The sequence below is a fragment of the Streptococcus parasanguinis genome, from assembly GCF_001073155.1.
In the GTDB taxonomy this organism is placed as follows: Bacteria; Bacillota; Bacilli; order Lactobacillales; family Streptococcaceae; genus Streptococcus; species Streptococcus parasanguinis_D.
The window spans coordinates 86,658-113,226 of the sequence record NZ_JVEE01000025.1 but is presented as its reverse complement, the minus strand read 5'-3'; the positions used below and the strand labels follow the sequence as shown (position 1 = coordinate 113,226).

Genomic DNA, 26,569 nt, shown 5'->3' with positions numbered 1-26,569 from the left:
AATTAGTCATGGAACTTCTTCGAAGTTCGCTGACGTCCGTACTCACCTAAGGAAAGTTTCTAAAATGATTTTTCTCAATCTGAACCCAGACCTCGCGATCTGGGTTTTCTTATTTCTTAAAGTATTGTTTGCTTTCTTTGATGATGACAGGGGAGAGAGCTAAAAGGGCGATCAGGTTGGGCAAAGCCATCAGCCCATTAACAATATCCGCAATCACCCAGACCAGATCCAGCTTAAGGAAGCCTCCTAGTCCAACCATAAAGACAAAGAAGGTCCGATAGAGGTTGATATATTTAACACCAAATAGGAATTCAAAACACCGCTCTCCGTAATAAGACCATCCAAGAATAGTCGTAGTCGCAAACAGCACCAAACATAGGGTCAGAATGATACCTCCGACTGGGCCAAAGACGCCTGTAAACGTATCCTGAGTCAGGGTACTCGTGCTGCCCTTCGCCATCCACTCACCTGAAACTAAGAGCGAAAGTCCTGTCAAACTACAGATGATAATGGTATCAATAAAGGTTCCCGTCATGGAGATCAACCCTTGCTCGACGGGCTCATTGGTCTTCGCTGCGGCTGCTGCAATGGGTGCAGAGCCGAGACCAGATTCATTGGAGAAAACTCCACGCGCCACCCCTTTTTGGATAGCCATTTTAACCGTTGCTCCTGCAAAACCTCCCGTGGCTGCAGTCCCTGTAAAAGCACCCGAAAAGACTGCTTTTAAGGCTGGGAGCAATTGGTCCAGATGCAAGGCAATGATCGTGACAGTCGCAAAGATATAGGCAGCAGCCATAAAAGGAACCACTTTTTCAGAGACTTTGGAAATCCAGTGAATCCCTCCAAAGATGATGGTCGAAACCACCAGAGCAATTACTACACTAGCCACTTCTGGAGCTGTTCCAAAACTTGCTTGAAGGGATCCCGTAATGGAATTAACCTGGGTCATGGTTCCGATCCCAAAGAGGGCTACCAACACTCCTGCAACCGCAAAGAAAATAGCCAGTGGTCGCCACTTCTCTCCCATCCCGTGAAGAATGTAGTACATCGGACCACCTGAGATATGACCATTGTCATCCTTGGTCCGATAACGAATGGCTAAGAGCCCTTCTGCATACTTGGTCGCCATTCCAAAGAAGGCTACCATCCACATCCAAAAGAGGGCACCTGGGCCACCTGTCTGAATCGCTGTAGCCACCCCTACAATATTCCCCGTCCCTACAGTAGCTGCTAGGGCTGTCGCAAGGGCTCCGAAACTCGAGATATCCCCGTGTCCCTCATCTTCTGTAAAGATCAAGCGAAAAGCTTTTGGAAGGTAGCGTATCTGAAGCAAACCCAAGCGAAGGGTCAGGTAGATCCCTGTTCCTACCAAGAGCACCAACAGCGGGGCGCCCCACACTAGATTATCGAGTTGTTGAAAAAACTGCAATACATGATCCATTTTCTGTCTCCTTTTTCATCGACCGCTCGACAGAAAAGAGAAAAAGAAAGAGCACATGTCAAACATGTACTCTGGTCCTGCTTAAAATAGGGGACTTCCCCTATCTTTCGCTCTGTCCTTTTACCTGAGAGTTTGAGTAGATGCATCCTCTACCTTGCCCCTTCGGTGCCATTTCTGGTCTCTCCAGAGTTCCGTCCATTCACAGTCACTCACGCTCCTGCAAACTTCATTCGGTCGTATGTAATTTTCTCTATTTTAATCGATTTTCAAAAGTTTGTCAATCGTTTCTGAAAACATCTTGTAAACTGCCTGAAAATATGCGGTTTTTAATCACTCAAGGAGAAGTGATTGGTCATGAGGTTGCTAGCATCGAGCAAAATCTTGTCCAAGAGTTGATCTGTTGCTTCCTGGATTTGATCACTCATAGCTTGGTTTTCCGCCTCAAAATCAACAGTGTCACCTGCTGTAAGTGCACGATCGACTTTATTGATGCGCGCATGTCCCCAGGCCATTGTCGTTTCTTGGTAATCGTCCAAATCACCAACATGGTGAGCATAGTGAGGATCTGCTAGTCCTGCAATAATCCGGTTGGCCCAGTAGAAGGAATCCGTTGTTACCTTAGCCGTCGTATTGGCAAAGTAGTCTGGCGTTGTATCCACTTGGGTAAAGAAAGGAACAGCTGTATTGTAAGGCATGGAGCCATAAGAAATCCATTGGATGCCTGTCGTTTCTTGTGGTTTATTGGGGCGCAATTGCAGAATCGCTGTCTGGCTGGTCCGGTTGATCCCGATCGTCCGGAAGGTCCGCTGACTCACGTGATCTCCTTCAGGACCATAAGGATCGTAGATAGTGTCTTGGTAGTGGTTGCTCAAGACATATTTGACATCTTCAATCGTCACCTTGCGATAAGGTTTTTGACACCAAGGAATCTCAAAACTCCGTGGATCCTGCTCGATTTCAGGATTGAGGAAACGCTGGATGGCCCAAGCCCGCGGTGTATTGTAGTGACGGTCCTTGTCTTTTTGGCTACCAAAGGCATAGCGTGGATTAAAACCTTTCCCTTCTTGATCCAGAATCAAATGGTGCTCTGTGACAAAACGTTCAAGATCCGGGTCACAGAGAAACTCATCGGGATTGCCAAATTCAAAATAATCACTTCCCAGTTGGTTCGGGTTGGTCACATAGGCATCATCAGGTACACGGCGCGCCATCCAGTGGTGACCTCCGATGGTCTCCAACCACCAGATTTCATTCACATCTGAAATGGCGATCCCGTTAGACTCATAAGTTCCGTACTCTTCCAAGATCTTTCCGAGACGCAAGACCCCTTCGCGGGCGGTCTTAACATAAGGCAAGACCAAGGTCAGCATATCTTCCTCACCGATGCCACTCTCTACAAGAGGATCTGCCCCTAGCACACGGCTATTGGTCGTAATGGTCTCTGTCTCACTCATAGCTACATTATAGACATTGATCCCAGCTTCTCCCCAGATCCCGTCTTTAGGAATGGCATCTGGAACCGCTGTATAGCGAACTGGATTATCTGGCAAGTCGATTTCAAAAGTTGATAAAACAGACTTATAATGACGTGGTTGATCTTCCGGTTTGACCACGATCAATTTCTTGGGCGTAAAAACGCCATTTTGAGAATCCTCTGTTCGTGCTACAATGGTCGACCCATCATAGCTAGCATTTTTTCCGACTAGAATCGTTGTACACGAATCTGCACTTTCACGTTTACGCATGCGTATCCTCCCAAATCATTCATTGCCTCTATTATAGCACTTTTAAAAGGGAGGACCTACTGAAAATCAGATTTAAAAGCGAATCCTTTTCAACAACTTTCAAATATTTTCATTTTATAAAATTTTAAAAAACCTAGCTGATAAACAGCTAGGTTTCAATTATCCTTTAAACGTAACAATGGTTGCGCCACTTCCGCCTGCATTTTGGGGGGCATATTCAAAACTTTTGACATGTTTGTTGCGGCGGAGGTACTTGGTTACCCCTTCACGGATAACTCCCGTTCCGATCCCGTGGATGATATCGACTTGGGCCATGTTGTTGAGCAGAGCCTGATCGATAAAGCCATCTAGCTCTTGCATGGCCTCTTCATAGCGTTTTCCACGGAGGTCTAGACGCGCTCTCGGCCCACTCGTGTTTGAACGTTTGACGACATTCACCTGGCGTTTCTTAGGTTGAGCTGCTTCTTTTTCAGCCTTGATGAGGTTGAATTCTTTTTCTTCCAAGGTCATCTTGATCAAGCCGACTTGCGCCTCCCAGCGGCCATCTTTGAGTTGTTTGACCAGGGTTCCACGTTGGCCATAGCTGATAACCAAGATTTCATCACCTACCTTAGGAGCACGCGCCTTTTTGGCTTTTTTCAAGACTTTATTTTTAGAAAGGTCGACGGTTTCAGGAGCGAGTTTTTTCAACTGAGCCTTGGCCTCAATGATCTCATGTGGTTTCAACTGGGATTTGGCGTGAAGCCCTTGAAGGATACGGTCACTCTCTGAGAGGGCCATGTCCACAATTTCCTTGGCCTCTTCTCTTGCCTTATTGAGCTCTGTTTCTCTCTCTCTGGTCAATTCGTTATAGAGCTTTCGAAGAGCGCGATTGAATTTAAGATTTTCTTGCTCGACCTCTTGAATGGTATCCAAGCGCTTGCGACTTTCTAAGGTCTGCGCCTCCAATTTTTCAATAATTTGATTGACATCATTATCCGTATTGGTCATCTTCATGGCATCCTGGATAATAGTCTCAGACAAGCCCAAACGGCGGGCAATTTCAAAGGCATTGGAGCGGCCAGGAACTCCTTGCATGAAGCGATAGGTCGGACGCAGACTCGCTGTGTCAAATTCCATACTGGCATTTTGCACTCCTGCAGTCTCAATTCCGTAGGCCTTGAGCTCTGGATAGTGGGTTGTCGCCATGGTCTTAATCCCGCGTAAACGCAGGTCTTCTAGGATAGCAATAGCAAGGCCAGCCCCCTCTTGAGGATCGGTTCCAGCTCCTAACTCATCCAGAAGGATCAAGGAGGCGGTATCCACTTGATTCAAGATAGATACGATATTGGTCATATGACTGGAGAAGGTCGACAAGCTCTGCTCGATCGATTGTTCATCTCCAATATCTGCAAAGACCTGTGAGAAGATGCCCACACGACTACCTGGATCCGCTAGGATGGGAAGACCAGACTGGGCCATAATTTGCGCTAGTCCCAGCGTTTTGAGCATGATGGTTTTCCCCCCTGTATTGGGACCGGTAATCACGATTTCTGTCAAGTCCTCGGTAAAATGCAGATCATTCGCGACAGCATTTTCAATCAAAGGATGACGTAGTTGCAAGAGCTGAATAGAGCGATTGCTGCTAACCTCTGGTACCACTGCCTTACAATCGCGCATAAACCGATACTTGGCCTTGATCAAGTCCAAGTGACCGATAATCCAAGCGTTATTTGCAATCTCTGCTGCATGAGGGCGCAAGGTGTCAGACAATTCCTCCAGAATCTGAATAATTTCATAGCGTTCATCGGCTCGATGGTTGGCAATTTCTTCATTAAGATTGACGACTGCTCGAGGCTCGATATAAACGGTATTCCCGCTGGCTGAGATATCGTGGACCACCCCTGCAATGCGGTTACGATAGGTGTTTTTTACTGGTAGAACATTGCGACCATTCCGACTAGCAATCACAGCATCCGCCAACATATCGGCCTTGCTTTTCAGCAGGTCTTGGAGAATCTCTCTGACCTGGTGTTCATTTTCCTGGATTCGACGACGGATTTTGGCCAATTTTTCACTGGCAAAAGACTCGACAAAGCCACCTTCGTTGATAGCTTGAAGCCCACCTTGTAGGCGAGGAAGATCCACCAAGTTGTCAAAGAGGCGATTGAGCCTTTCCAGACGGACATTTTCCAAGTTGTCGTAGAAATCCTTGAGCTCATGTGTCACCCGAAGGACAGCTTTTAGCGCTAGTAATTCATCGATATTGAGGGATGCCTCCATCTCCAAACGTTTGGCGACTGGACGGACATCTTGAATGGTCGATACGGCAAAGCGAGGCTCTTCCAAGAGGATCTGCTCCATATCTTCTAGCTCCATAAAGGCCGTTTCGATGCTTTCTTTTTTATCAGTTGGAGTAAGGGCTGCTAGCTCCATCTCCCCTTGTTCTGTCTGTAGATAGGGTTCAAAGAGTTGCTTGACCTTGTCAAACTCCAGAATATCTAAGATTTTTTTATTCATGTTTCTCCTACAAAAAAAGTGAGCGTCCTTCCTTGAATCGGACTTGTCTCACTCCTTTCTTCATTTTTGCTCCTTAAGCTCCGATAATCGCAGTCACCCACAAGTTGTGGAACAGACTGGAACTGATCGGGGTATGAAGGATGATAAAGCGGATCAATCCACTTGCATTGAGTCTATTTTGGATGGAAGCCATGGGAACCGTTGAGAGGACAGTCAAGCCCATCTGGATGACCAAGAGAGTTATCACGACGGCGATCACGCCCGCTCCAATTTGATACTTGCGATCCTCCAGTTTTTCTGGCTGAGGTACCAAGTGCATAAAGATCCCAATCACACGACCAATCAGATAGATCATCGCAAAAATCAATACATATGCTAAACCTGCATAAAAGATGTCATCTAATTGAAATAGGTAGCGGTTGGCATAAAAATAATTCACCGATTGCTGGGTGGGACTCGAAAAAGGCACCCATAGAGACAACACCTTGGCCAGTCCCTTGTAGCTACCACCTGCAATCAAGAGGGCCACTAAGGTCACTAGAAAGTAATAGGACTGGAGGATAATCCCTCTTGCATAGCCAATATAAAAGCTCCATGCCAAAATCAATAAGATTAAGAAAGTTAACATGTATCTCCTCTTATTTGGATGATTTATCCTTTAAGTCGTCTAAAGCCTTGCGACGAAAATCATCTAATTCTTTTTCTTTGTCATCAAACTCAATCTCGCGATTCAGCTGCATGGACAAACTGTTTACTGCCAATAAGATCGCGATGGTTTCATCATCTGCCTCTGGCATTTGTTCCTTAATTGCTTGGTATTTTTCTTTCGCAACACGTTCGACTTCTTCCATAAACAAATTATCATGGTTGGTTGTTAAAGTGAGCGCTTTGTTTCCAAATGTAAATTTATATCTATTTAAGCTCGCCATAAAAATCACCTCACGGTATTATACCAAAAATGGCTAGCTTTGTCAGTAGCAAAGCCCCTCTTCACAGGGATTTTCCAGTGGATTCTTTCTTTCTTTTTGCTCCCTCTCTCCCTGAATTTGTGGTACAATAGTGGTTATGGAAAGTATGACACTCACTCCAACACAGGAGCAAATCCTTGATTTTGTCCATACCTATCGCCGTTCTCTCTCTCAAAGCAAGAATCCTCATATGGATTATTTCTTTCGACTAGAGGGAGCGACCGTTTCGATCTACAAGTCTGGAAAAGTCTTGCTTCAGGGCAATGACCTTACTCCTTACCTGACCTTTTTCGGGCAAGATGCTGGGAACCCTAAAGGTTCTACTACTTCATCTGCAGGACAAGATCTAGCCATGATCGGAACCGATGAGGTCGGAAACGGCTCTTATTTTGGTGGACTCACCGTCGTTGCATCCTTTGTCACACCTGACCAGCACGACTGGCTTAAAAAGCTTGGTGTTGGGGATTCAAAGACCTTGGATGATCGAAAAATTCAGCAATTGGCTCCTCTCCTTGAGGAAAACATCCAGCACCAAGCACTCTTATTGTCTCCAAAGAAGTACAATGAAGTCATTGCTTCTGGCTACAATGCTGTTTCGGTCAAAGTGGCCCTGCACAATCAGGCTATCTATCTTCTATTGAATAAAGGAGTCCAAGCAGAGCGAATCGTGATTGATGCCTTTACGACGGCTAAAAACTACCAAAAATACGTGAAAGCTGAAAAAAATCAGGTCTCCCAAGACATTGAGTTGGAAGAAAAAGCAGAAGGTAAGTATTTAGCTGTTGCGGTTAGTTCCATCATCGCCCGCAATCTCTTCCTTCAAAATCTGGAAGATCTGGGCAAGGAACTGGGCTTTAATCTTCCTAGTGGAGCAGGGGAGAAGTCAGACCAAGTCGCTGCTAAATTGCTTCAGACCTACGGGATGAAGGCTCTGGATTATTGTGCCAAACTCCATTTTAAAAACACAGAAAAAGCAAAGAAATTACTAGAAAGATAAGTTATGTCAAAAAGAAGTTCAAAACATACATCTAGCTCACCAGTGGTGAGATTCCTTAAAGAATGGGGCCTCTTCAGCATCATCGTTGGTCTCATCATCGCCTCTCGCATTTACCTCTGGGCTCCTGTCAAGGTGGATGGCCATTCGATGGATCCGACCTTGGCTGATAGCGAGTACCTCCTTGTGGTCAACCACCTCTCGATTGATCGTTTCGACATTGTCGTTGCTAGTGAAAAAGACGATGACGGTAAAACCAAGGACATCGTCAAGCGGGTCATCGGTCTTCCTGGAGATACCATTCAGTACGACAACGATACCCTTTACATCAATGGGAAAAAGACCAATGAGCCTTATTTGAAGGACTACATCGCTCGTTTCAAAAAAGATAAATTGCAATCGACCTACACTGGAAAAGGGTTCGAAGAAAACGGAGAACTCTTCCGCCAATTGGCCAATACAGCTCAAGCTTTTACTGTAGACAAGGATGGCAATCCTAAATTTACCTTGAAGTTGCTCGACGATGAATACCTCCTACTTGGAGATGACCGGATCGTTTCAAAAGATAGCCGTCAGGTCGGAGCTTTCAAGAAAGAACAAATCAAAGGGCAAGCCGTCTTTAGACTATGGCCTATCTACCCTTTCAAAACTTATTAGTATAGATTAACAGACTGAGGCTGAGACAAGTATGTCCCAGCCTCGCTTTATAAAAAGGAAAGAAATGATGGAATATTATTTTTCTGGTACTATTGAGCGTATTATTTTTGAAAATCCTAGCAGTTTTTTTCGAATCCTCTTGCTCGACATTAGCGATACCGATGCCGAAGACTTTGATGATTTTGAGATTATTGTGACGGGCACCATGGCAGATATCATGGAAGGCGAAGACTACACCTTCTGGGGGGAGTTGGTCCATCATCCTAAATACGGAGAGCAACTCAAAATCAGTCGCTATGAACGTGCCAAACCATCTAGCAAGGGCTTGGTGAAATATTTTTCCAGCGATCACTTTAAGGGAATTGGTCTCAAAACAGCCCAAAAAATCGTGGACCTCTATGGGGACGATACCATTGACAAAATTCTGGAAGCCCCTGAAAAATTAGAAGAAATCACAGGTCTCTCCAAGAAAAACCGCCTGGCTTTTGTAGAAAAACTCCGTCAGAATTACGGAACGGAGCGCATTCTCGCCCAACTAGCCAACTATGGCATTCCCAATAAATTGGCCTTTCAGATCCAAGATTTTTATAAAGAAGAAACCCTCCAGATCGTGGAGCAACAGCCCTATCGATTGGTGGAAGATATCCAAGGCATGGGCTTTAAAATCGCGGACCAACTAGCCGAAGAATTGGGGATTGCAAGTGATGCCCCTGAGCGATTCCGCGCGGGTCTGATCCACAGCCTTTTTAGCTACTCTATCGAGACTGGAAATACCTATATCGAAGCCAAGGACCTCCTGCGCTATACCATTGACCTTTTAGAATCAGCTCGGCCAGTAGAATTGGATCCTTCTACTGTCGCCCAAGAATTAGGACGCCTCATCGAGGAAGACAAGGTCCAAAACGTGGACACCAAGATCTTTGACAACAGCCTCTTCTTTGCGGAGGAAGGAATTCGCAGTCATATCGGTCGATTGTTGGAAAAAGGAAAGTCGACTTCATTTGACCCTGAGAAAATCAACCAGGCGATTGAGGAGGTTGAAAAAGATTTGGGGATTCGCTACGATGCGATTCAAAAAGAGGCGATTCACCAAGCTATCCAAAACAAGGTCTTTATCCTCACAGGGGGTCCTGGGACAGGAAAGACAACTGTTATCAATGGGATGATCAGCGTCTATGCCCAACTCCACCAGTTGGATCTTCGCAAGAAACAAGACCTCCCGATCCTCTTGGCTGCCCCAACAGGACGGGCAGCTAGACGCATGAATGAGCTGACAGGACTTCCGAGCGCCACCATTCACCGCCATTTGGGGATGACAGGAGATGATGACACCAGCCACTTAGAGGACTATTTAGACGCAGACTTTATCATTGTGGACGAGTTTTCTATGGTCGATACCTGGCTGGCTAATCAATTACTCAGCAATATTGCAACAGATACCAAACTCTTGATTGTGGGAGATGCCGACCAATTACCATCTGTCAGCCCTGGTCAGGTCTTGGCTGATCTCTTGCAGATCCCAAGCATCCCTCAGACCAAACTGGAGCATATTTTCCGTCAGAGTGAGGACTCGACCATTGTCTCACTAGCCGGAGACATTCGCCAAGGCAAGCTTCCTCAAGATTTCACAGAACGAAAAGCCGACCGCTCTTATTTCGAAGCAGGAAGCGAACACATCCCTAAGATGATCGAACAAATCACTTCTGCTGCCCTTCGTAGTCAGATCCCTGCTCGAGATATCCAAGTCTTGGCCCCCATGTACAAGGGCCAGGCCGGCATTGACAATATCAATACGCTCATGCAAGACCTTCTCAATCCAGCTGTCAAAGATCAGGTCGTTTTTGACACGCCAGACTGCCAATACCGCGATGGGGATAAGGTCATCCATCTGGTCAATGATGCAGAAAGCAATGTCTTTAACGGAGATATTGGCTACATTACCGATCTTCTCCCGGGAAAATATACGGAATCCAAGCAAGATGAATTGACCATCCAATTTGATGGCAATGAAATCGTCTACCCGCGCAATGAATGGTACAAGATTCGCTTAGCCTATGCGATGAGTATTCACAAATCGCAAGGAAGCGAGTTTCAGGTAGTGATTTTACCCATTACCAATCAAAGCCACCGGATGTTGCAGCGCAATTTGATCTATACTGCCATCACGCGCTCTAAGAGCAAACTGATCCTCTTAGGAGAATACAGCGCCTTTGATTACGCTACTAAAAATACCGGTACTGCGCGCAAGACCTACTTGGTGGAGCGCTTCAAGGACCTGGACGGAGGCGAGGCGACCAAATCCTCTTCTTCATCCGTTGCCACCGCTTCTGCTACAGTCGAATCCGCACGAAGCACGAAAGGGACTGTTGAAAGGAAGGCTGATCCTGATAAACCGACTGTCTATCGACTGACTGAAGACAATCTCCACACCATCTCTCCTATGATCGGACTGACTGAAGAAGAAATTGCAGCCTTTTTTGATGTCAAACAACCTAATTGATACCCCAAAAATTAAAATAATATATTTTTTAAGGCTCATTCAAATACAGCTGAAACTTTCCGCCGTGAGAAAAGTGCTAGAAACACTATGGTTTCTAGCACTCGGGAGTTTTGAAACTTTAGGTTCAAAACTAAGTCATGGAACTTCGTAGAAGTTCGCTGACGTCCGTACTCACCTAAGGAAAGTTTCTAAGATGACTTTGTCATCAATCTTAGGCGACTAGTGAACAAACTAGTCGTTTTCTTTTTCTTCCACCAAAGGCAACTCGGTATGATCGACGAAATTGGTCATGGTGACACCCAAGAGGCGGATTCCAGTATTTGTCGATTCAATTTCTTGAAAAATATGGCGAGCGGAACGATTGATCCGCTCAGCCTCTCGTGTTGGCTCCGTCAGTGTCATTCGCTTGGTCAGGGTGGTGAAGTCTCCATAGCGCACTTTTAAGACCAAGGTCTTTCCTTGCTTGCCGTGTTTTTCCAGCGATTGGGCCACCTTACTGGACAGATTGGCAATTTCTTCTAAAATATCATCTTCTGCATAAAGGAGCTTGCGGTAGGTCCGCTCTTTTCCGATCGACTTGCGGATGCGATGACTTTTGACAGGGCCATTGTGAATCCCTCGCGCCTTTCGAAAGAGATCATAGCCAAATCGCCCAAACCGATCAATCAAAGTCATCTCCGGGATGGCTAAAAGATCCGCGCCAGTATAGACACCCATCTCATGTAGTCGCTCTACTGTCTTCTTTCCTACCCCGTGAAATTTGGCAATGTCCATTTGGCTCAGGAAATCCTCAGCGTCCTCCGGTAAAACCACCGTTAGGCCACGGGGTTTTTGGTAGTCACTTGCCATCTTGGCCAAAAACTTATTATAAGAAACACCCGCTGAAGCTGTGAGATGCAGCTCTTCCCAGATAGCATGCTGAATCAAGCGGGCGATTTTGACAGCTGATTTGCTCTGGATTTTATTTTCCGTCACATCTAGATAGGCTTCATCAATACTCATCGGCTCGATTAGATCTGTATAACGCTTGAAAATCTCACGGACCTGCTCACCCACTTCTCGGTATTTCTCATAATTTCCAGAGATAAAAATGGCTTGAGGACAAAGCTCTAGTGCTTCTTTAGAGCTCATAGCTGAATGAATGCCATATTTCCTTGCTTCATAGTTACAAGTCGAGACAACACCTCTCCCTCCTGACTGACGAGGGTCCTGGCCAATCACGACAGGCTTGCCCTTCAAATTAGGGTTGTCTCTTTCTTCGACGGCAGCAAAAAATGCATCCATATCAATATGAATAATCTTGCGACTGGTATCATTCACTAATGGAAATATCAGCATTTTTCACCCTCCTTTCTTTCTATTATAGGAAGAAAATTTCAGAATTGCAAAAATCGGCTCTCCAGAAAACATGAAAATTGTTGAAAAACTGTGTTTGTTTTCAAAAATATAGTACAGTATCGCAGAGGATTTGAAACTGTATTACAAAAGAATCTGTTGTTTTTCGCAATTCGCCTTTGTGTAACCGATTTCTGTATGGTATACTACTATTGTAAGTGCAACAGATATAGTTGCTAGAAAGACAATAGAGGAAAATAAAAATGGTTGTTAAAACAGTCGTTGAAGCACAAGATATTTTTGACAAAGCCTGGGAAGGCTTCAAAGGTGAAGATTGGAAAGAAAAAGCAAGCGTTTCTCGCTTCGTTCAAGCTAACTACACACCATATGATGGAGATGAAAGCTTCTTAGCTGGTCCAACTGAACGTTCTCTTCATATCAAGAAAATTGTTGAAGAAACGAAAGCTCATTATGAAGAAACTCGTTTCCCATACGATACACGTCCAACTTCTATCGCTGATATTGATGCTGGATACATCGACAAAGAAAACGAAGTGATCTTCGGTATCCAAAATGATGAGTTGTTCAAATTGAACTTCATGCCTCGTGGTGGTATCCGTATGGCGGAAACTACTTTGAAAGAAAATGGCTATGAACCAGATCCAGCTGTTCATGAAATCTTCACTAAATATGTGACTACTGTAAACGATGGTATCTTCCGCGCTTACACTACAAATATCCGTCGTGCCCGCCACGCTCACACTGTAACTGGTCTTCCAGATGCATACTCTCGTGGACGTATCATTGGGGTTTACGCTCGTTTGGCTCTTTACGGTGCTGACTACTTGATGGCTGAAAAAGCAAGCGACTGGAACTCTATCACTGAAATCGATGAAGAATCAATCCGCCTTCGTGAAGAAGTAAACCTTCAATACCAAGCTTTGAAAGAAGTTGTTAAATTGGGTGACCTTTATGGTGTAGACGTTCGTCGTCCTGCCTTCGATACAAAAGAAGCAATCCAATGGACAAACATTGCCTTCATGGCTGTCTGCCGTGTCATCAACGGTGCTGCTACTTCTCTTGGACGTGTGCCAATCGTTTTGGATATCTACGCAGAACGTGACTTGGCTCGTGGTACTTACACTGAATCAGAAATCCAAGAATTCGTTGACGATTTCGTTATGAAATTGCGTACTGTTAAATTTGCTCGTACAAAAGCTTACGACCAATTGTACTCAGGTGACCCAACCTTCATCACAACTTCTATGGCTGGTATGGGTAACGACGGACGTCACCGTGTTACTAAGATGGACTACCGTTTCTTGAACACTTTGGACAACATCGGTAACTCTCCAGAACCAAACTTGACAGTTCTTTGGACTGACAAATTGCCATATAGCTTCCGTCGCTACTGTATGCACATGAGCCACAAACACTCTTCTATCCAATACGAAGGTGTTACAACAATGGCTAAAGACGGATACGGTGAAATGAGCTGTATCTCATGTTGTGTATCTCCACTTGACCCAGAAAACGAAGAACAACGCCACAACATCCAATACTTCGGTGCTCGTGTTAACGTGCTTAAAGCTCTTCTTACTGGTTTGAACGGTGGTTACGACGATGTTCATAAAGACTACAAAGTATTTGACATCGATCCTATCCGTGACGAAGTTCTTGAATTCGAATCTGTGAAAGCAAACTTCGAAAAATCTCTTGACTGGTTGACTGACACTTATGTAGATGCTTTGAACATCATCCACTACATGACTGATAAGTACAACTACGAAGCTGTTCAAATGGCCTTCTTGCCAACTCACCAACGCGCAAACATGGGATTCGGTATCTGTGGATTTGCCAACACTGTTGATACATTGTCAGCAATCAAATACGCTACTGTTAAACCAATCCGTGACGAAGATGGCTACATCTACGACTACGAAACAATCGGTGAATACCCACGTTGGGGTGAAGATGACCCACGTTCTAACGAATTGGCAGAATGGTTGATCGAAGCTTACACTACTCGTCTTCGCAGCCACAAACTTTACAAGAACGCTGAAGCAACTGTTTCACTTCTTACCATCACTTCTAACGTTGCTTACTCTAAACAAACTGGTAACTCACCAGTCCACAAAGGGGTATACCTCAACGAAGATGGTTCTGTGAACTTGTCTAAATTGGAATTCTTCTCACCAGGTGCTAACCCATCTAACAAAGCTAAAGGTGGATGGTTGCAAAACTTGAACTCACTTGCTAGCCTTGACTTTGGTTATGCAGCTGATGGTATCTCACTCACTACTCAAGTTTCACCACGTGCTCTTGGTAAAACTCGTGACGAACAAGTTGATAACTTGGTAACCATCCTTGATGGATACTTCGAAAACGGTGGACAACACGTTAACTTGAACGTTATGGACTTGAACGATGTTTACGAAAAGATCATGTCAGGTGAAGACGTAATCGTACGTATCTCTGGATACTGTGTAAACACTAAATACCTCACTCCAGAACAAAAAACTGAATTGACACAACGTGTCTTCCACGAAGTTCTTTCAATGGATGATGCCTTGAACTAAGATTCAAATAGATCTTAAAAAACCAGTCGGAAACGGCTGGTTTTTTTCATCCCCATCGCAAGAGTATTCTGAATTTTGAAAGAGTTTAAGAGCTTACTATATAGGGTTTGACAGCGCTTTCTCCAAGTGTTATAGTAGAGCTGTAAATAAGATAGAAGGGGTGATCCTATGTTTTTAACATTTATTTTCGCTATTATTTGGCTCTTTATCCTGATTGCACTGATCTTTTTAGCAACCCTTCTCGTCCAGGATAGCACCGTGCAGCACCACCACCCGAGTTAACGAATGATAAGCCTAAACAATAGCTATTCTAAACGAATTCAGAAAGGATAAGAAACAAACTAGAATTGTCAAATTTTAGTTCTGTCTCTCGTCCTTTTTTGCTATAATAGAAACAGATTATTTAGTAAGAAGGAAATTATGGAAGAGTCAAAACAGATCAACCAAGTGATCGACGTCCTGATGTTAGCTGGAACCCTCCTGATAGAGAGCGGTTCTGAGATTCACCGGGTCGAAGATACCATGATCCGGATCGCCCATTCACAGGGAATCGTCGATTGTAATGTTTTAGCGATGCCAGTCGCTATTTTCTTTTCAATTGAGAATGCCAATGTCACGCGCATGAAACGGATCTTGCGGACTAATTATAATATTGAAAAGGTCTGTGATGTCAATCAGATCTCTCGTCAACTCGTCTCTGGAGAGATCGATCTCGAGCAAGCCTACCAAGCCCTGAGCGAGTTGAAAATGAAGCACGTTCCTTATACCAATCTCCAGTTGACCATTGCGGCAACCCTCAGTGCGCCTTTCTTCTCCATCATGTTTGGAGGAAATTTCTATGATGCGATTGGAGCGGGTATTGCGACTGTCTTTGCCTTTGCTTTTTCTCTTGTCGTTGAGAAATACGTTCGCATTCCTTTTGTCACTGCCTTTGCGGCCGCCTTTGTCTTTGGTTTTTTGGCCCATATCTGGACGCGCTATAGTGGTTTTCCTTCCAATACCGATCTCATTATCGCAGGCTGTGTCATGCCCTTCGTTCCTGGAATCGCTATGACCAATGCCGTCCGCGATCTGATGAATTACCACCTCAACTCTGGGATGAGCAAACTCTTTGAGACTCTCCTCATTACTCTTGCACTTGGTGCCGGTACAACGGTCGCCCTCGTCCTTATGAAATAAAATGATGAACCTAACTGAATTTTTAATCCAAGCGGTGGCCAGTTTGATTGCCATCATCACCTTTTTAATTGTCCTAAATGTGCAACGCTCCATGTTGATTCCTGGAGGAATCCTCGGTATGGGCATCTGGCTACTCTACTATATCCTGAAAGGGCCTACCAATGTTATCGTTGCAACCTTTATCGCAGCCATTGTCGGCTCCTGTATCAGTCAGATTTTAAGTATCATTCTCAAGACGCCTGTCGTGGTCTTTATGTTGTCCATTCTCGCACCCTTGGTTCCTGGATATATTTCCTATCGAACCACTTCCTTCTTTGTCAGTGGCCAATATCGCCAGGCAGTAACCAGCGTGACCCTGGTGGTTATTCTGGCCTTGGTGATCTCCATCGGGATGGCTAGCGGCTCTGTTGTCTTGAAACTCTACCATTCTTACCAACGCCATCAAAAAAGAAAAATGACCAATGCCAACTAGCATTTGTCATGTTGGTGACAAAGTCTTCTTAAAACTTTCCTTAGGTGAGCACGGACGTCAGCGAACTTCGTAGAAGTTCCATGACTTAGTTTTGGACCTAAGGTTCCAAAACTCCCGAGTGCTAGAAACAATAGTGTTTCTAGCACTTTTCTCACGGCGGAAAGTTTTTGTATTTTCTTGATTCATTTTAACAATTGGAACTCATTTTTATTTTTTGAAGAAAACTAAAAGTTTATGTACAATTGACTAAACTAAAGCTAAACCATTGATACAACTGAATTAGAAGCATAAAGTACATTCTTTAAAAAGTGTACTTTATTTTTGTTTTGTAAATTATTCTGAAACTACTTTCACATATTAAAAATTGAATCTAAATTGCTGTAGGCCTATAATAAAGATAGGGATAAAATGAAATCTTCCTAGAAAGGAGTATACTGTATCATATGTGACAGTATTATTAATAAATCATGAAAAAAATAATTACTATAGTACAGTGCATTTTGTTCCCCGTGTCTCCTTACATTGCTAGAGAACTGTGCTTGATGAGTAAAAATCTAGTCGATAATATGTTCCTTACATTCTTTATCATGCTAACAATTTCTTTTTGGCTTTGTATTTGGAAGTTAGGAGATCTTGTGGGAAATCCAAAATAGAAAGTAAAAAGTTGTGCTAGAGATGAGATTTTTATTTATTTTAATTATTAATACACCTTATTTCTTTTATTTAAAATGGAAGGATAAGCCTAAACAAAAAAATAAGTCCTTTTGTTATCTTTATAAGTTTTACATGATTTACTTGTGGTTTATCCTCATAATTTGCATAATGGCTATCGGTATTTTATCCCTTGGAGTAGTAGCTGGTATGGGAAGAAAACTTCCGTTTGGTTTCTTTGTTTTATCTGTTTTATTTGTAGTTCTATTTAGTTTCTATATTTTTAGTATTCTAAAAGAGATAAAGGAATTAAAGCAAATAAAAGATAAAATAAATAGATAGACGTAATCTAATTTGAATTGTCTTTATCTGGACTATACATCAAAATAAAAAAGAATAGGGAAAAGTCTTTAGGATCAAAAAACGCATAATATTAGGTTTTGAAGAACCTTGATACTATGCGTTTTATTGTGGGGAGATTTGCTTTATTTTCTCCTGAAATTGAGTTTTTACCTAGTATCGTTTTACTTCCGATTAGAGATAACAAATTTATCAATGAATAGTAAGTGATATAATGCAAGTACAAATCCCCAGAAACTACCACGAAGAGAAAATTCTTGATGATTAAGAGGAAGCAAATCACGGTTTCCTATATAGATGCATGTCAAAATCACAAATAGAATCCAAAATAAATCAGTCCATTTATATTTTGAAAAATATTTTTTTAGCATAAGAACACCTTCTTCCTTTACTACATTAGTATTATATGATAAAATGTAAGCGAATACAAATAAAAAGGAGGATTTATCTTATGAATGAAAAAAATCGTACATATTTTATTTGTGCAAGTATTATTATTTCATCTATAATTTTAGGACTCTTTATTTATAACGGAATTTATAACGGATTTGACGTTTTGGGTCAATATATAAACGATGGCCTCAGGGTAATTAATAGTAATTTACCTAATGTTTTTAGGCAGTAATAGTAATAGAATTTTAAAAAAAGACAAGGTGTTTTATCCTTGTCTTTTACGTTTTAGTACTGCTTTTGTTTCAATGTAAATAAGTGTGTTCTTTTTGTAGTATTCTATAGATTCGAGGTAACATTATCATGGTATAGATCAGGAGAGAAACACCTCCAAATATGAATATCAGACCTCCGTTTATGTCCTTTTGAAATAGATAAGTAAATACAATGGTACCTATCGGCATGATAGACGTATTTAGTGTGAACAAAGTACTCATTACTCTTCCTAAATAATTTGTTTCAATACTACTTTGAAGATAGGTCATGACGACAATATTTAGAATAACAAGAGTGAATGCGATAATTCCCATAAATAAACCGCCAACGGACGAAATAATCACTTGGGTGTTACTAGTTGCAAATGTAATACCCAAACCAATGATAGCGATAGTTAGAAGAAAAAGCGGAATGCGAATTCTATTAGTGAGAAGTGTGTTGTTTTCTTTTTTGTCTGGCAGTAGCGACATAGACACACTGGCTAATAACATTCCAACTGCAGACATTGTTTCTAAGATACCTACTGTTGCATTATCTAATAAGAGTTGCTCTTTGACTACAAATGGTACTCCAATGCTAATGGAAGTATAGAAAAAATTCAGTACAACACTAACAAGAATAATATATTTGACAATCTGATTTTCTTTTAAGAATTGGATAATTTCTTTGACCCCGTGTTGATGCTTTTCATTCTGTTTAATCTTGACTTCTTGTTCTTCGTGTTCATAGAAGAATTTCATGGTAAGTAAGACACCTAAAGAAAGGATATTTGCAATGATTTCTATAAGAATAAAGCCTGAGAAGCCTAACCAATTATAAAGAATGACTCCAATAGCTGGGGAAAGCATGGTTGCGATAGCAATGGCAGTTTGTGTAACAGAGCTTAATCGTTGAATTTTTGTATCATTTACTAACTCGTGGATAGAGGCTGAATAACAAGTATCATTGATATTAACTGTAATAGAGTGGAATATGACAAACGGGATTACGAGGTATAAGATAGTAGATGAATTCGTTAAAAAATAAAAAGCATAAAACAGAAGAAAGATTATAAGCCTAAAGATAAAATTATAAATTAAGATCTTTTTATGACGGTATCGGTCTACTAAATTACCGATTGGAACCAAGAAAATCAAACTGACTAAAGGATAGATGATCATGTTGATTCCAAAACTCATTGCCGATTTTGTTTGGTCCAGTAACATTAATCCTAAAGCAAAATTAAAAGCTTTTCCACTTAAAGAACTAATAAAACTACTAATAAAGTCTTTGATGATTTGTCTATTAGACATTTTATCACTTATTAAATTCTTAATATTAATCCCCTCCATTCGTTTCAACATTGCTTCGGTTATCTAATCCTATTCAATCAACCTGTGTTGTAAGGTAATTGGAATATTAGATAAACCATAATTTTTGTTAATTAAGATTTTATCAATTTTACTAATAAAAGTATAATAAAAAATGTAAAAAAAATTGTATTTATGTTTACTCATTATATTTCTCTCTTGCTTTGATATTATCTAAATTGATAACTTCTTACGTACCTCTTCTAAAATAGGATATATTTTACAAGCGTTAAAGGATTTCAAAATGAAACAGATTGATTTATTTTGCTTTTTATAGGTTTTAAATTCACAATAGGTGCTAGTACTATTTATCATACCACTTGACACCGCTTTCAAACGGGAGTACAATAATATTGAGGAAAAGATGGCTTATCTCTTTTATTTAGGAGGTGGCAGATATGCAAATCTATTTTGTTTATTCTATTTTCTATCTATTATCACGCGTAGTAGCACTTGTAGTTCTAGCTTATCTTATTAAGTTACTCATTGCTCGTTTAAAAAGAAACTAAGTAACATTTTGCCCAAATAGTAGTTATTTGGGCTTTTTGCTATACTTTAGCCTAGTGGATTAAATTTATAAAGATAGGATTTAGCATATTCTTATTGAGTGATTTTATTTTATGAAGGTTGTTTATAGGTAAGGGGGAAAATAGATGGTTTCTAAAATTGATGTGGCTTGGGACTTGTTTCTGGAGGGAAAAACATCAGAAGCTAAAAAGTTGGTTGAACAAGATTTTTCCATTGATACCTGTACAGATTTTAGCCTTTTAAATCTGATGGGGTATTTATTATTGGCAGAAAAAGACTATGCCTCGTGTACCCGTATCTTTGAGAAATACATTTTATTAGCTCAACAAAATGAAGATAAAGAACATGAACACATTGGATTACATCAATTAGCGATGATCTACAGAGATCAGGGTGATTTTCATAAGGCTTTAAAGCTCATTGAAGATGAAGAGAAGATAATTGAAGAGCATTTTCCCAATGATAATCTAAAGAAAGCTATAAATAACTACGAACAAGGCTATTTGAGATTGAAATTAAACAATCTTGATGAAGCTCTTACATTCATGAATCTGTCACTGGAACAATCTTTAGAGACTGATGATGTGATTTCTCAGGCTTGTAGCTATAGAGGGTTAGGGGAAATTTATTTAGCCTTGGAAGATAAAGGATTAGCCAACACACATTTCAAACGAGCTATAGAACTTTTCGAAAGTGTTGGAGAGTTTGAAGGGATAAAGGAAATTGAGGAATTGATTAATCGATGATTTTGCATTTAGATTTTGTCATTAGTTTGCTTAAATAAAGTACATAATTGACATGATTAGCTCAAAAAATTTTTTTGTTACTAAAGTAATCGCTTCACTTATCTTAAAATAGTTTTTCTCCATTCAAACTAATGCAAAATAATATTCGTTTTTCAATTTCTCTAAGTGTTATCGCTTGCATTTTTACTTAAAAGGGATACAATGATAGTGAAAAAACAAATCCTTTAAAGTATGCGAGGTGCTGTATGATGATAAGCAAGTATATCAAGTATCTTCCTTGGATGATCCTAGGAACCCTCTCCTCCTATCTATTAGCAACTGATTATGCCCGCAATTCATTTGACTTGTTCTATCTGACCTTGAACTTTACGATTGTGTACATCGCTTTAATCGTCTTCTACGAAAAAGTTCTAAGAGACAAATGCAAAGAACTCTTCATACGAATCATGAGCAATCCTAAAAAAATAAGCAAGGATAAGAGTTGAAAAGCCATCTAAGGATGGCTTTTTTTATAGATTTTCTATTTTTTCTTTGAAACATTGCAAAATCGGTCCCGAGAATGATTTCCTTGCTGATCTAGCTTTTTCAAGGGAGTTTTACCCTTAAATATGGTAAAATAGTAACGAAATATACTAGTAGATATCAAATAAAAAAGAGGTTAAGAATGACAATTGGGATTGATAAGATTGGTTTTGCGACGAGCCATTATGTCTTGCGTTTAGAAGATTTGGCCGCTGCTCGTGATACTGATCCTGAAAAACTGAGCAAGGGTCTTCTCTTAAAAGAACAAAGTGTTGCACCGATCACAGAAGACATCGTCACATTGGCTGCGACTGCAGCAGATGATATTTTAACAGACGAAGATAAAGAAGCGATCGACATGGTGATTCTTGCGACAGAATCTGGAATTGACCAGAGTAAGGCTGCGGCTGTGTTTGTCCATGGCTTACTAGATATCCAGCCTTTCGCCCGCTCTTTTGAGATGAAAGAAGCCTGCTATGCTGCGACTGCTGCCTTGGATTATGCCAAACTCCATGTTGAAAAATTCCCACAGAGTAAGGTCTTGGTCATCGCCAGTGACATTGCTAAATACGGAATTGGAACTCCTGGAGAACCAACACAGGGAGCCGGAGCGGTTGCTATGCTGATCAGCCAAAATCCTCGTGTTCTATCTTTTAACGATGATAATGTTGCCCAAACACGCGATGTCATGGATTTTTGGCGTCCAAATTATGCGACAACTCCCTTCGTGAATGGGATTTATTCAACACAACAATATCTAGATTCTCTGAAAACAACCTGGGCGGAATACCAGAAACGGACTGGGCTTGCCTTGACAGACTTTGCGGCTGTCTGCTTCCACTTGCCTTATCCGAAATTAGCTCTCAAGGGCTTGAAAAAAATCCTGGATAAGTCAGTGTCAGAAGAGAAAAAAGATCAATTACAATACAACTTTGATCAATCGATTCTATACAGCCAACGCGTGGGAAATATCTACACTGGATCTCTTTTCCTAGGCTTGCTGTCACTACTGGAAAATGACCCCCAACTCAAAGCTGGAGACCGAATCGCCCTCTTTAGCTATGGAAGTGGAGCGGTTTCTGAGATCTTTAGTGCCAACCTTGTTCCTGGTTTTGAGCAACTCTTAGATCACAAACGCATGGAAAAACTGGACCAACGTACGGTTCTTAGTGTTGCTGACTACGAACGACTCTTTTATGAGGAAGTAGATCTAGACCCTAGTGGCAATCAAGTGTTTGAGCCTGCTACGCATCAAACTTTTGCTTTGACAGAGATCAAGGAACACCAACGCACTTACCAGAAAGTAGAAAAATAATGGCACGATTACCAGGTTTTGCAAAACTTTCGCCCACAGAACGCATAGAGGCCTTACTGAAGGAAGGCCTCTTAACTTGGGATGAAGCACAGATCTTAAAAGAACAAAAGGGACTTCCCCTTTCTATTGCAGATCAATTGACGGAAAATGTCTTGTCGACTTTTGACTTGCCTTTTAGCCTTGCTCCTTATTTCCTGATCAATGGTCGTGACTATGTCCTTCCCATGGTCACAGAAGAACCATCCGTGGTTGCGGCTGCCAGCTTTGCAGCCAAGCTCATCCAACGTTCAGGCGGCTTCACCACCCAGGTGCACCAGCGCCAAATGATCGGTGAGATTGCCCTGACGGATGTTGAAGACGTAGAAGTTGCTAGCAGACGCATCCTAGAAGACAAGGAAAGCCTTCTTCAGCTGGCTAATGAAGCCTATCCTTCGATCGTCAAGCGTGGAGGTGGAGCGAGAGATCTTTGGGTCGAAAACAAGGGGGACTTTCTTATTGTCTACTTGGCTGTCGATCCCAAAGAAGCCATGGGAGCCAATATGCTCAATACCATGTTAGAAGCTCTGACCGATCGCATCCAGGAACTCTCTGGTGGTCAGGCCTTGATGGCAATTTTATCCAACTTGGCCACTCGCTCTTTGGTGAGTGCACGGTGTGCCATCGATTTTAAAGCACTGAGTCGAAATCCTGAGGAAGCCATTGAGATTGCCCACCGGATGGAGTTAGCCAGCCAACTGGCTCAAGTGGATCCTTACCGTGCGGCTACTCATAACAAGGGAATTTTTAACGGGATTGATGCCCTAGTCCTTGCGACAGGCAATGACTGGCGGGCCATCGAAGCAGGAGCCCATGCCTATGCTGCACAAAATGGTTCTTACAAGGGTTTGAGTCACTGGACAAGTCATCCGGAAGAGAAAAAACTCTATGGAGAGATCACCCTACCAATGCCGGTTGCGACAAAAGGAGGCTCGATTGGCCTCAACCCAACGGTTCAAGTCAGCCACCGCTTGCTAGGAGAGCCTTCTGCTATTGAATTAGCAGGTATCATCGCTTCGCTCGGTTTGGCGCAGAATTTCGCAGCCCTCAAAGCCCTTGTCACCACAGGGATCCAAGCAGGACATATGAAACTCCAAGCACGCTCCCTAGCCCTTCTAGCAGGAGCTAAGGAAGAGGAAGTTCCCCGATTGGTCAGCCAACTCCTTGAAAACAAACCCTTTAACTTAGAGAAGGCACAAACACTCTTACAAGAATTGAGAAAATAAAGAACTAAGACAAGCTAATTCTTTAGTAAATTAAGTCAAGTGATCCTGCAAAGAAATAAAAATAAGTTCTAATTTTTTAAATGAATCGAGAATATAATGAAACTTTCCGCCGTGAGAAAAGTGCTAGAAACACTTTTGTTTCTAGCACTCGGAATTATTGAGACCTTAGGCTCAATAATTAGTCATGGGACTTCTTCGAAGTTCGCTGACGTCCGTACTCACCTAAGGAAAATTTCTAAGATGACTTTTCTTCACTTTGAGAACTAAGACACACGTCTTAGTTCTTTTGTGTTTGAAAAAATTTCTTATTGTTTTAAAAATGGCAACTCGGGATGTTTCTTGGTATAGAGCACCACTTCGATAAAGGTCCCTACTTGGACGGCAAAGAGCAGTCCGACGAGAAGATTAATCCGATGGTCTGTTTCATAAAACGGAGAGTTCCATAAGAAGTGATTGGCTACTGTCGAGACAACACACCAAAGTCCAAAGAGTTTCTCCTTTTGCTGGGTCACTTGAGACAACAAGAGGAAGACACCAACGGATACAACAGCTGTATAGAGGGCATGTGAAGCTAATCCACCAGAGATACGGTTAATGGCCTCAGTAACCGCGGCTAATTGGCTGGTTTTTGTTTGGCGGGCAACGTACCCTAAATCCTCAATGATCTGAAAACCAAAGCCAGAACCCAAGCCGGCAATTAGAATCGATTTCAGATCTTTTTTGCCAACCATCAAGACTACCCAAAAGGCAACCAGGGCCTTAAAGAATTCTTCTGAAAATGGAGCTGTCAAAGCATCCGTCCACTTGTTAAAGACAGTGGCATCCTTGATCACATGGCTATTCATAATATCAATCAAGCTATTGCCTGAAAAGCTCAACCAGCCTGCTACGAAGGCTCCTCCAAACATGGCAATCCATAGGATGTAGGTTGGTACGGACAACTGCTTGCCAAATCGTTTTGAAAAGAGATAGAGCGGGATAATAATAGCAGCTAAGACAGACAAGTTTAAGACCAAGTCTCTGCCTGCAGACTGGCTAAATTCTTGTTGAGAAAGATGACCGAGTTCAAACTCTAAGCCAATTCCTGCCAACAGTAGAAAAAGATAGATAGAGGCTCTTTGAATTTTAGTCATCTTGTTTTCCTCCCTTTTGTTTCTTTGAGCGAATCAGGTAGATCACAATCGCTAGAAGGGTTGCCCCGAACAAGCCTGCTGCTAGAATGTAATCATAGTCAAATTCAACGAGATCAATCTTCTCTTCATAAGTAGCATCTTCTTCGTCATCTAGATCTTGCAGAGCACTTTTTCCGTGTTCATCTGCTACCTTTTGTTCTGCTTCTTTTCTGATTTCTTGCAAGCGTTCAAAGGTTTTCTCAGCTCTCGCCAAGCTTTCCTCTGTTGCCTTCTTACTAGCTTCTTCAGGCTGAGAAGCAAGGGCGATTTGTTCCTGATCACTCAGATCTTGTTCAACCATCCACTGAGACTCCAATCGTTCCATTTCAGTACGAATCGCCCCATCTTCGAATAAATCTGGATACTTGGCCACAAGGTCATTGATTCTTGAAATGGTCCAATACCAAGAGCGATCATTGTAATGATCCCCTAATTCTTGGTAGGCTTGATAGGTGTTGAGAATATTGCCATAGTACGGTAAGTATGGAGCATTTCGTGGACTGCCCATCGACAGCCACATGGTGCCTCCACCCGCACTCGCTGGGACCTCATCTTTCAGTTGGAAAATATGGGCCTCCATGACATTTGGATTAGAAATAGGGTATTTATAAACCGCATCAAACTCTCCTTTTTTCGGAATGCCTTTTCCATCCAGCTCCATTTGATCCTGTGGTTTATATTTGGTTCCTTCCAAACGATTGCGTTGGAGATTCATGGCATCGCGGAGGGTTAATTTTCGATCGGTTGTATGAAGAAGGTCAAAGGACGCATCGTCATATTTAACAGCAGAGCTTGGGTCTAGCGATTTGATTCCCGACCAAACCCGAGAGCGATCTGCCTCTTGCAAAGGCGGATTATAGGATTGAGAAACGTGGAATTTTCCGTCCACTTCCTTATAGCTATTGGCTTCTTTGGCGACTTTTTCAAGATCTTTTGAAGCGATCGTGCGTTCGGTATCCGATAGATCGACATGTCCTAAGAAGAAAGTATTTGGAAAGACCGCAAATCGATCCTCTGGGAAGAGAATCGCTGCATATTGATGGCCAGATAGGATTTCCATATACCAGACGCCTTCTTTATCGGCAATGGTCACAATATTTCCTTCTGCAGCGCCTTTTTCTTCGACGATTTTAGCAATGAGTTCAACCCCTTCTCTTGCGGTTTTCACACTAGGGAGAACGATACTGGTCAAGCCCGATTCTGCGAGGCCATCCTTAACATAGGGATCCACTTTTTGGATCTTATCATTTGCTGAAGCAGATACAGTGGCAGAAATGGAAACCCCATATTCGTTGAATCCTGCTTCGTCAAAAATCCCCTGATCAGGGGTGACATCTGGAACCGCTGTATACTTATAGCTAATCTCTGGCAAGGGATATTGAAAACCGTTGGCAGCATCTTCAAAGATGGCTCCTTTTTTATTGTAGACACGCTCTCTGACCACAAAATTTTTATTATGGTTGGGCTCTAAATCTTCGGTACGCCCTACCAAGGTCGAACCGTCGGCAGTCAGTTTCTTCCCGATGATGAACCCTGTACAAGCCTCAACAGGTTGAGCAATCAACAAAAGCGGAAGCAAGGCTGCTACAGCTGATCGAAAATAGTGCTTCTTCATCCTAAACTCCTTTT

General features: G+C 42.2%; 22 protein-coding genes and 1 riboswitch. Of the genes, 12 read left to right on the top strand and 10 right to left on the bottom strand.

The genetic code is table 11. The features are described from left to right. Nucleotides 1–109 precede the first annotated feature (109 nt). From ADH92_RS03625 to ADH92_RS03605, 5 genes are all read right to left on the bottom strand, one after another. Nucleotides 110–1,441, bottom strand: a complete 1,332-nt coding sequence (locus ADH92_RS03625; protein WP_049497167.1) for an alanine/glycine:cation symporter family protein — start codon at nt 1,439–1,441, stop codon at nt 110–112. A 102-nt stretch (nt 1,442–1,543) separates the two neighbouring features. Further along, nucleotides 1,544–1,638, bottom strand: a riboswitch (glycine riboswitch). Nucleotides 1,639–1,767: 129 nt separating this feature from the next. Further along, on the bottom strand, nt 1,768–3,186 hold the full coding sequence (locus ADH92_RS03620) for a C69 family dipeptidase (protein ID WP_049497166.1): 1,419 nt from the start codon (nt 3,184–3,186) through the stop codon (nt 1,768–1,770). A 159-nt stretch (nt 3,187–3,345) separates the two neighbouring features. Then, nucleotides 3,346–5,685, bottom strand: a complete 2,340-nt coding sequence (locus ADH92_RS03615; RefSeq protein ID WP_049497164.1) for an endonuclease MutS2 — start codon at nt 5,683–5,685, stop codon at nt 3,346–3,348. A 73-nt stretch (nt 5,686–5,758) separates the two neighbouring features. Continuing rightward, entirely contained in the window at nt 5,759–6,313 is a 555-nt protein-coding gene (locus ADH92_RS03610) for a CvpA family protein (protein ID WP_021153876.1), read from the bottom strand. Between the two features lie 10 nt (nt 6,314–6,323). Further along, nucleotides 6,324–6,614, bottom strand: coding sequence for a hypothetical protein (locus tag ADH92_RS03605; protein ID WP_003005477.1), 291 nt, complete (start codon nt 6,612–6,614; stop codon nt 6,324–6,326). 136 nt (nt 6,615–6,750) lie between these two features. Between ADH92_RS03605 and rnhC the strand changes: the two genes are divergently transcribed. The 3 genes from rnhC to recD2 all read left to right on the top strand — a co-directional run bounded on the left by rnhC (nt 6,751) and on the right by recD2 (nt 10,804). Then, entirely contained in the window at nt 6,751–7,650 is a 900-nt protein-coding gene (gene rnhC, locus ADH92_RS03600) for a ribonuclease HIII (protein ID WP_021153878.1), read from the top strand. A 3-nt stretch (nt 7,651–7,653) separates the two neighbouring features. Beyond that, nucleotides 7,654–8,304, top strand: coding sequence for a signal peptidase I (lepB, locus tag ADH92_RS03595; protein WP_021153879.1), 651 nt, complete (start codon nt 7,654–7,656; stop codon nt 8,302–8,304). A 67-nt stretch (nt 8,305–8,371) separates the two neighbouring features. Then, entirely contained in the window at nt 8,372–10,804 is a 2,433-nt protein-coding gene (gene recD2 / locus ADH92_RS03590; protein WP_021153880.1) for an SF1B family DNA helicase RecD2, read from the top strand. Nucleotides 10,805–11,035: 231 nt separating this feature from the next. Here recD2 and dinB read toward each other — a convergent pair whose 3' ends face one another. Next, on the bottom strand, nt 11,036–12,142 hold the full coding sequence (dinB, locus tag ADH92_RS03585) for a DNA polymerase IV (RefSeq protein WP_049497160.1): 1,107 nt from the start codon (nt 12,140–12,142) through the stop codon (nt 11,036–11,038). Between the two features lie 260 nt (nt 12,143–12,402). On the opposite strand from dinB, the gene pflB reads away from it, so the two are divergent. The 4 genes from pflB (at nt 12,403) to ADH92_RS11365 (ending at nt 17,362) form a co-directional block, all read left to right on the top strand. Then, nucleotides 12,403–14,718 (top strand): formate C-acetyltransferase, encoded by a 2,316-nt coding sequence (gene pflB, locus ADH92_RS03580; protein ID WP_049497157.1) that lies wholly within the window; start codon nt 12,403–12,405, stop codon nt 14,716–14,718. A 420-nt stretch (nt 14,719–15,138) separates the two neighbouring features. Continuing rightward, complete coding sequence (locus tag ADH92_RS03575) at nt 15,139–15,897, top strand: threonine/serine exporter family protein (protein WP_049497155.1); 759 nt, start codon at nt 15,139–15,141, stop codon at nt 15,895–15,897. A 4-nt stretch (nt 15,898–15,901) separates the two neighbouring features. Further along, nucleotides 15,902–16,369 (top strand): threonine/serine exporter family protein, encoded by a 468-nt coding sequence (locus tag ADH92_RS03570; protein ID WP_003005049.1) that lies wholly within the window; start codon nt 15,902–15,904, stop codon nt 16,367–16,369. Nucleotides 16,370–17,044: 675 nt separating this feature from the next. After that, nucleotides 17,045–17,362: a hypothetical protein gene (locus ADH92_RS11365; RefSeq protein ID WP_239681844.1), complete on the top strand. Its 318-nt coding sequence runs from the start codon at nt 17,045–17,047 to the stop codon at nt 17,360–17,362. Between the two features lie 182 nt (nt 17,363–17,544). Here ADH92_RS11365 and ADH92_RS11360 read toward each other — a convergent pair whose 3' ends face one another. Then, entirely contained in the window at nt 17,545–17,751 is a 207-nt protein-coding gene (locus ADH92_RS11360; RefSeq protein WP_037608378.1) for a hypothetical protein, read from the bottom strand. Between the two features lie 80 nt (nt 17,752–17,831). On the opposite strand from ADH92_RS11360, the gene ADH92_RS11260 reads away from it, so the two are divergent. Beyond that, on the top strand, nt 17,832–18,005 hold the full coding sequence (locus tag ADH92_RS11260) for a hypothetical protein (protein WP_173018706.1): 174 nt from the start codon (nt 17,832–17,834) through the stop codon (nt 18,003–18,005). Between the two features lie 70 nt (nt 18,006–18,075). Here ADH92_RS11260 and ADH92_RS03555 read toward each other — a convergent pair whose 3' ends face one another. Beyond that, nucleotides 18,076–19,389 carry an MFS transporter gene (locus ADH92_RS03555; RefSeq protein WP_049497152.1) on the bottom strand — a complete coding sequence of 438 codons (1,314 nt, stop codon included), beginning with the start codon at nt 19,387–19,389 and terminating at the stop codon, nt 18,076–18,078. Between the two features lie 659 nt (nt 19,390–20,048). Between ADH92_RS03555 and ADH92_RS03550 the strand changes: the two genes are divergently transcribed. The 4 genes from ADH92_RS03550 (at nt 20,049) to ADH92_RS03535 (ending at nt 23,768) form a co-directional block, all read left to right on the top strand. Then, nucleotides 20,049–20,669: a tetratricopeptide repeat protein gene (locus ADH92_RS03550; protein WP_031576295.1), complete on the top strand. Its 621-nt coding sequence runs from the start codon at nt 20,049–20,051 to the stop codon at nt 20,667–20,669. Nucleotides 20,670–20,917: 248 nt separating this feature from the next. After that, the gene (locus ADH92_RS03545) at nt 20,918–21,154 is read left to right on the top strand and encodes a hypothetical protein (protein ID WP_021153888.1); all 237 of its coding nucleotides are present in this window, start codon (nt 20,918–20,920) and stop codon (nt 21,152–21,154) included. Nucleotides 21,155–21,333: 179 nt separating this feature from the next. Further along, complete coding sequence (locus tag ADH92_RS03540; protein WP_049497149.1) at nt 21,334–22,506, top strand: hydroxymethylglutaryl-CoA synthase; 1,173 nt, start codon at nt 21,334–21,336, stop codon at nt 22,504–22,506. Next, entirely contained in the window at nt 22,506–23,768 is a 1,263-nt protein-coding gene (locus ADH92_RS03535; protein WP_049497148.1) for a hydroxymethylglutaryl-CoA reductase, degradative, read from the top strand. The genes ADH92_RS03540 and ADH92_RS03535 overlap by 1 nt, the downstream gene beginning before the upstream one ends. A gap of 305 nt (nt 23,769–24,073) precedes the next feature. Here the strand turns inward: ADH92_RS03535 and ADH92_RS03530 are convergent, their stop codons facing one another. Continuing rightward, nucleotides 24,074–24,901, bottom strand: coding sequence for a PrsW family glutamic-type intramembrane protease (locus ADH92_RS03530; RefSeq protein ID WP_049497145.1), 828 nt, complete (start codon nt 24,899–24,901; stop codon nt 24,074–24,076). Then, entirely contained in the window at nt 24,894–26,555 is a 1,662-nt protein-coding gene (locus ADH92_RS03525) for a C69 family dipeptidase (RefSeq protein WP_049497142.1), read from the bottom strand. The genes ADH92_RS03530 and ADH92_RS03525 overlap by 8 nt, the downstream gene beginning before the upstream one ends. Between the last annotated feature and the right edge of the window lie 14 nt (nt 26,556–26,569).

Excerpts from the sequence above, each read along its gene's own strand:
- ADH92_RS03620 (WP_049497166.1), bottom strand. The coding sequence starts at position 3,186 with ATGCGTAAACGTGAAAGTGCAGATTCGTGTACAACGATTCTAGTCGGA.
- ADH92_RS03545 (WP_021153888.1), top strand. The coding sequence starts at position 20,918 with ATGATAAGCAAGTATATCAAGTATCTTCCTTGGATGATCCTAGGAACC.
- ADH92_RS03535 (WP_049497148.1), top strand. The coding sequence starts at position 22,506 with ATGGCACGATTACCAGGTTTTGCAAAACTTTCGCCCACAGAACGCATA.
- ADH92_RS11365 (WP_239681844.1), top strand. The coding sequence starts at position 17,045 with ATGAGATTTTTATTTATTTTAATTATTAATACACCTTATTTCTTTTAT.
- ADH92_RS03530 (WP_049497145.1), bottom strand. The coding sequence starts at position 24,901 with ATGACTAAAATTCAAAGAGCCTCTATCTATCTTTTTCTACTGTTGGCA.
- ADH92_RS03575 (WP_049497155.1), top strand. The coding sequence starts at position 15,139 with ATGGAAGAGTCAAAACAGATCAACCAAGTGATCGACGTCCTGATGTTA.
- ADH92_RS03540 (WP_049497149.1), top strand. The coding sequence starts at position 21,334 with ATGACAATTGGGATTGATAAGATTGGTTTTGCGACGAGCCATTATGTC.
- recD2 (WP_021153880.1), top strand. The coding sequence starts at position 8,372 with ATGGAATATTATTTTTCTGGTACTATTGAGCGTATTATTTTTGAAAAT.
- ADH92_RS03570 (WP_003005049.1), top strand. The coding sequence starts at position 15,902 with ATGAACCTAACTGAATTTTTAATCCAAGCGGTGGCCAGTTTGATTGCC.
- ADH92_RS03555 (WP_049497152.1), bottom strand. The coding sequence starts at position 19,389 with ATGTTGAAACGAATGGAGGGGATTAATATTAAGAATTTAATAAGTGAT.
- pflB (WP_049497157.1), top strand. The coding sequence starts at position 12,403 with ATGGTTGTTAAAACAGTCGTTGAAGCACAAGATATTTTTGACAAAGCC.
- ADH92_RS03525 (WP_049497142.1), bottom strand. The coding sequence starts at position 26,555 with ATGAAGAAGCACTATTTTCGATCAGCTGTAGCAGCCTTGCTTCCGCTT.
- ADH92_RS03550 (WP_031576295.1), top strand. The coding sequence starts at position 20,049 with ATGGTTTCTAAAATTGATGTGGCTTGGGACTTGTTTCTGGAGGGAAAA.
- rnhC (WP_021153878.1), top strand. The coding sequence starts at position 6,751 with ATGGAAAGTATGACACTCACTCCAACACAGGAGCAAATCCTTGATTTT.
- ADH92_RS03610 (WP_021153876.1), bottom strand. The coding sequence starts at position 6,313 with ATGTTAACTTTCTTAATCTTATTGATTTTGGCATGGAGCTTTTATATT.
- lepB (WP_021153879.1), top strand. The coding sequence starts at position 7,654 with ATGTCAAAAAGAAGTTCAAAACATACATCTAGCTCACCAGTGGTGAGA.
- dinB (WP_049497160.1), bottom strand. The coding sequence starts at position 12,142 with ATGCTGATATTTCCATTAGTGAATGATACCAGTCGCAAGATTATTCAT.
- ADH92_RS03605 (WP_003005477.1), bottom strand. The coding sequence starts at position 6,614 with ATGGCGAGCTTAAATAGATATAAATTTACATTTGGAAACAAAGCGCTC.
- ADH92_RS11260 (WP_173018706.1), top strand. The coding sequence starts at position 17,832 with ATGAATGAAAAAAATCGTACATATTTTATTTGTGCAAGTATTATTATT.
- ADH92_RS03615 (WP_049497164.1), bottom strand. The coding sequence starts at position 5,685 with ATGAATAAAAAAATCTTAGATATTCTGGAGTTTGACAAGGTCAAGCAA.
- ADH92_RS03625 (WP_049497167.1), bottom strand. The coding sequence starts at position 1,441 with ATGGATCATGTATTGCAGTTTTTTCAACAACTCGATAATCTAGTGTGG.
- ADH92_RS11360 (WP_037608378.1), bottom strand. The coding sequence starts at position 17,751 with ATGCTAAAAAAATATTTTTCAAAATATAAATGGACTGATTTATTTTGG.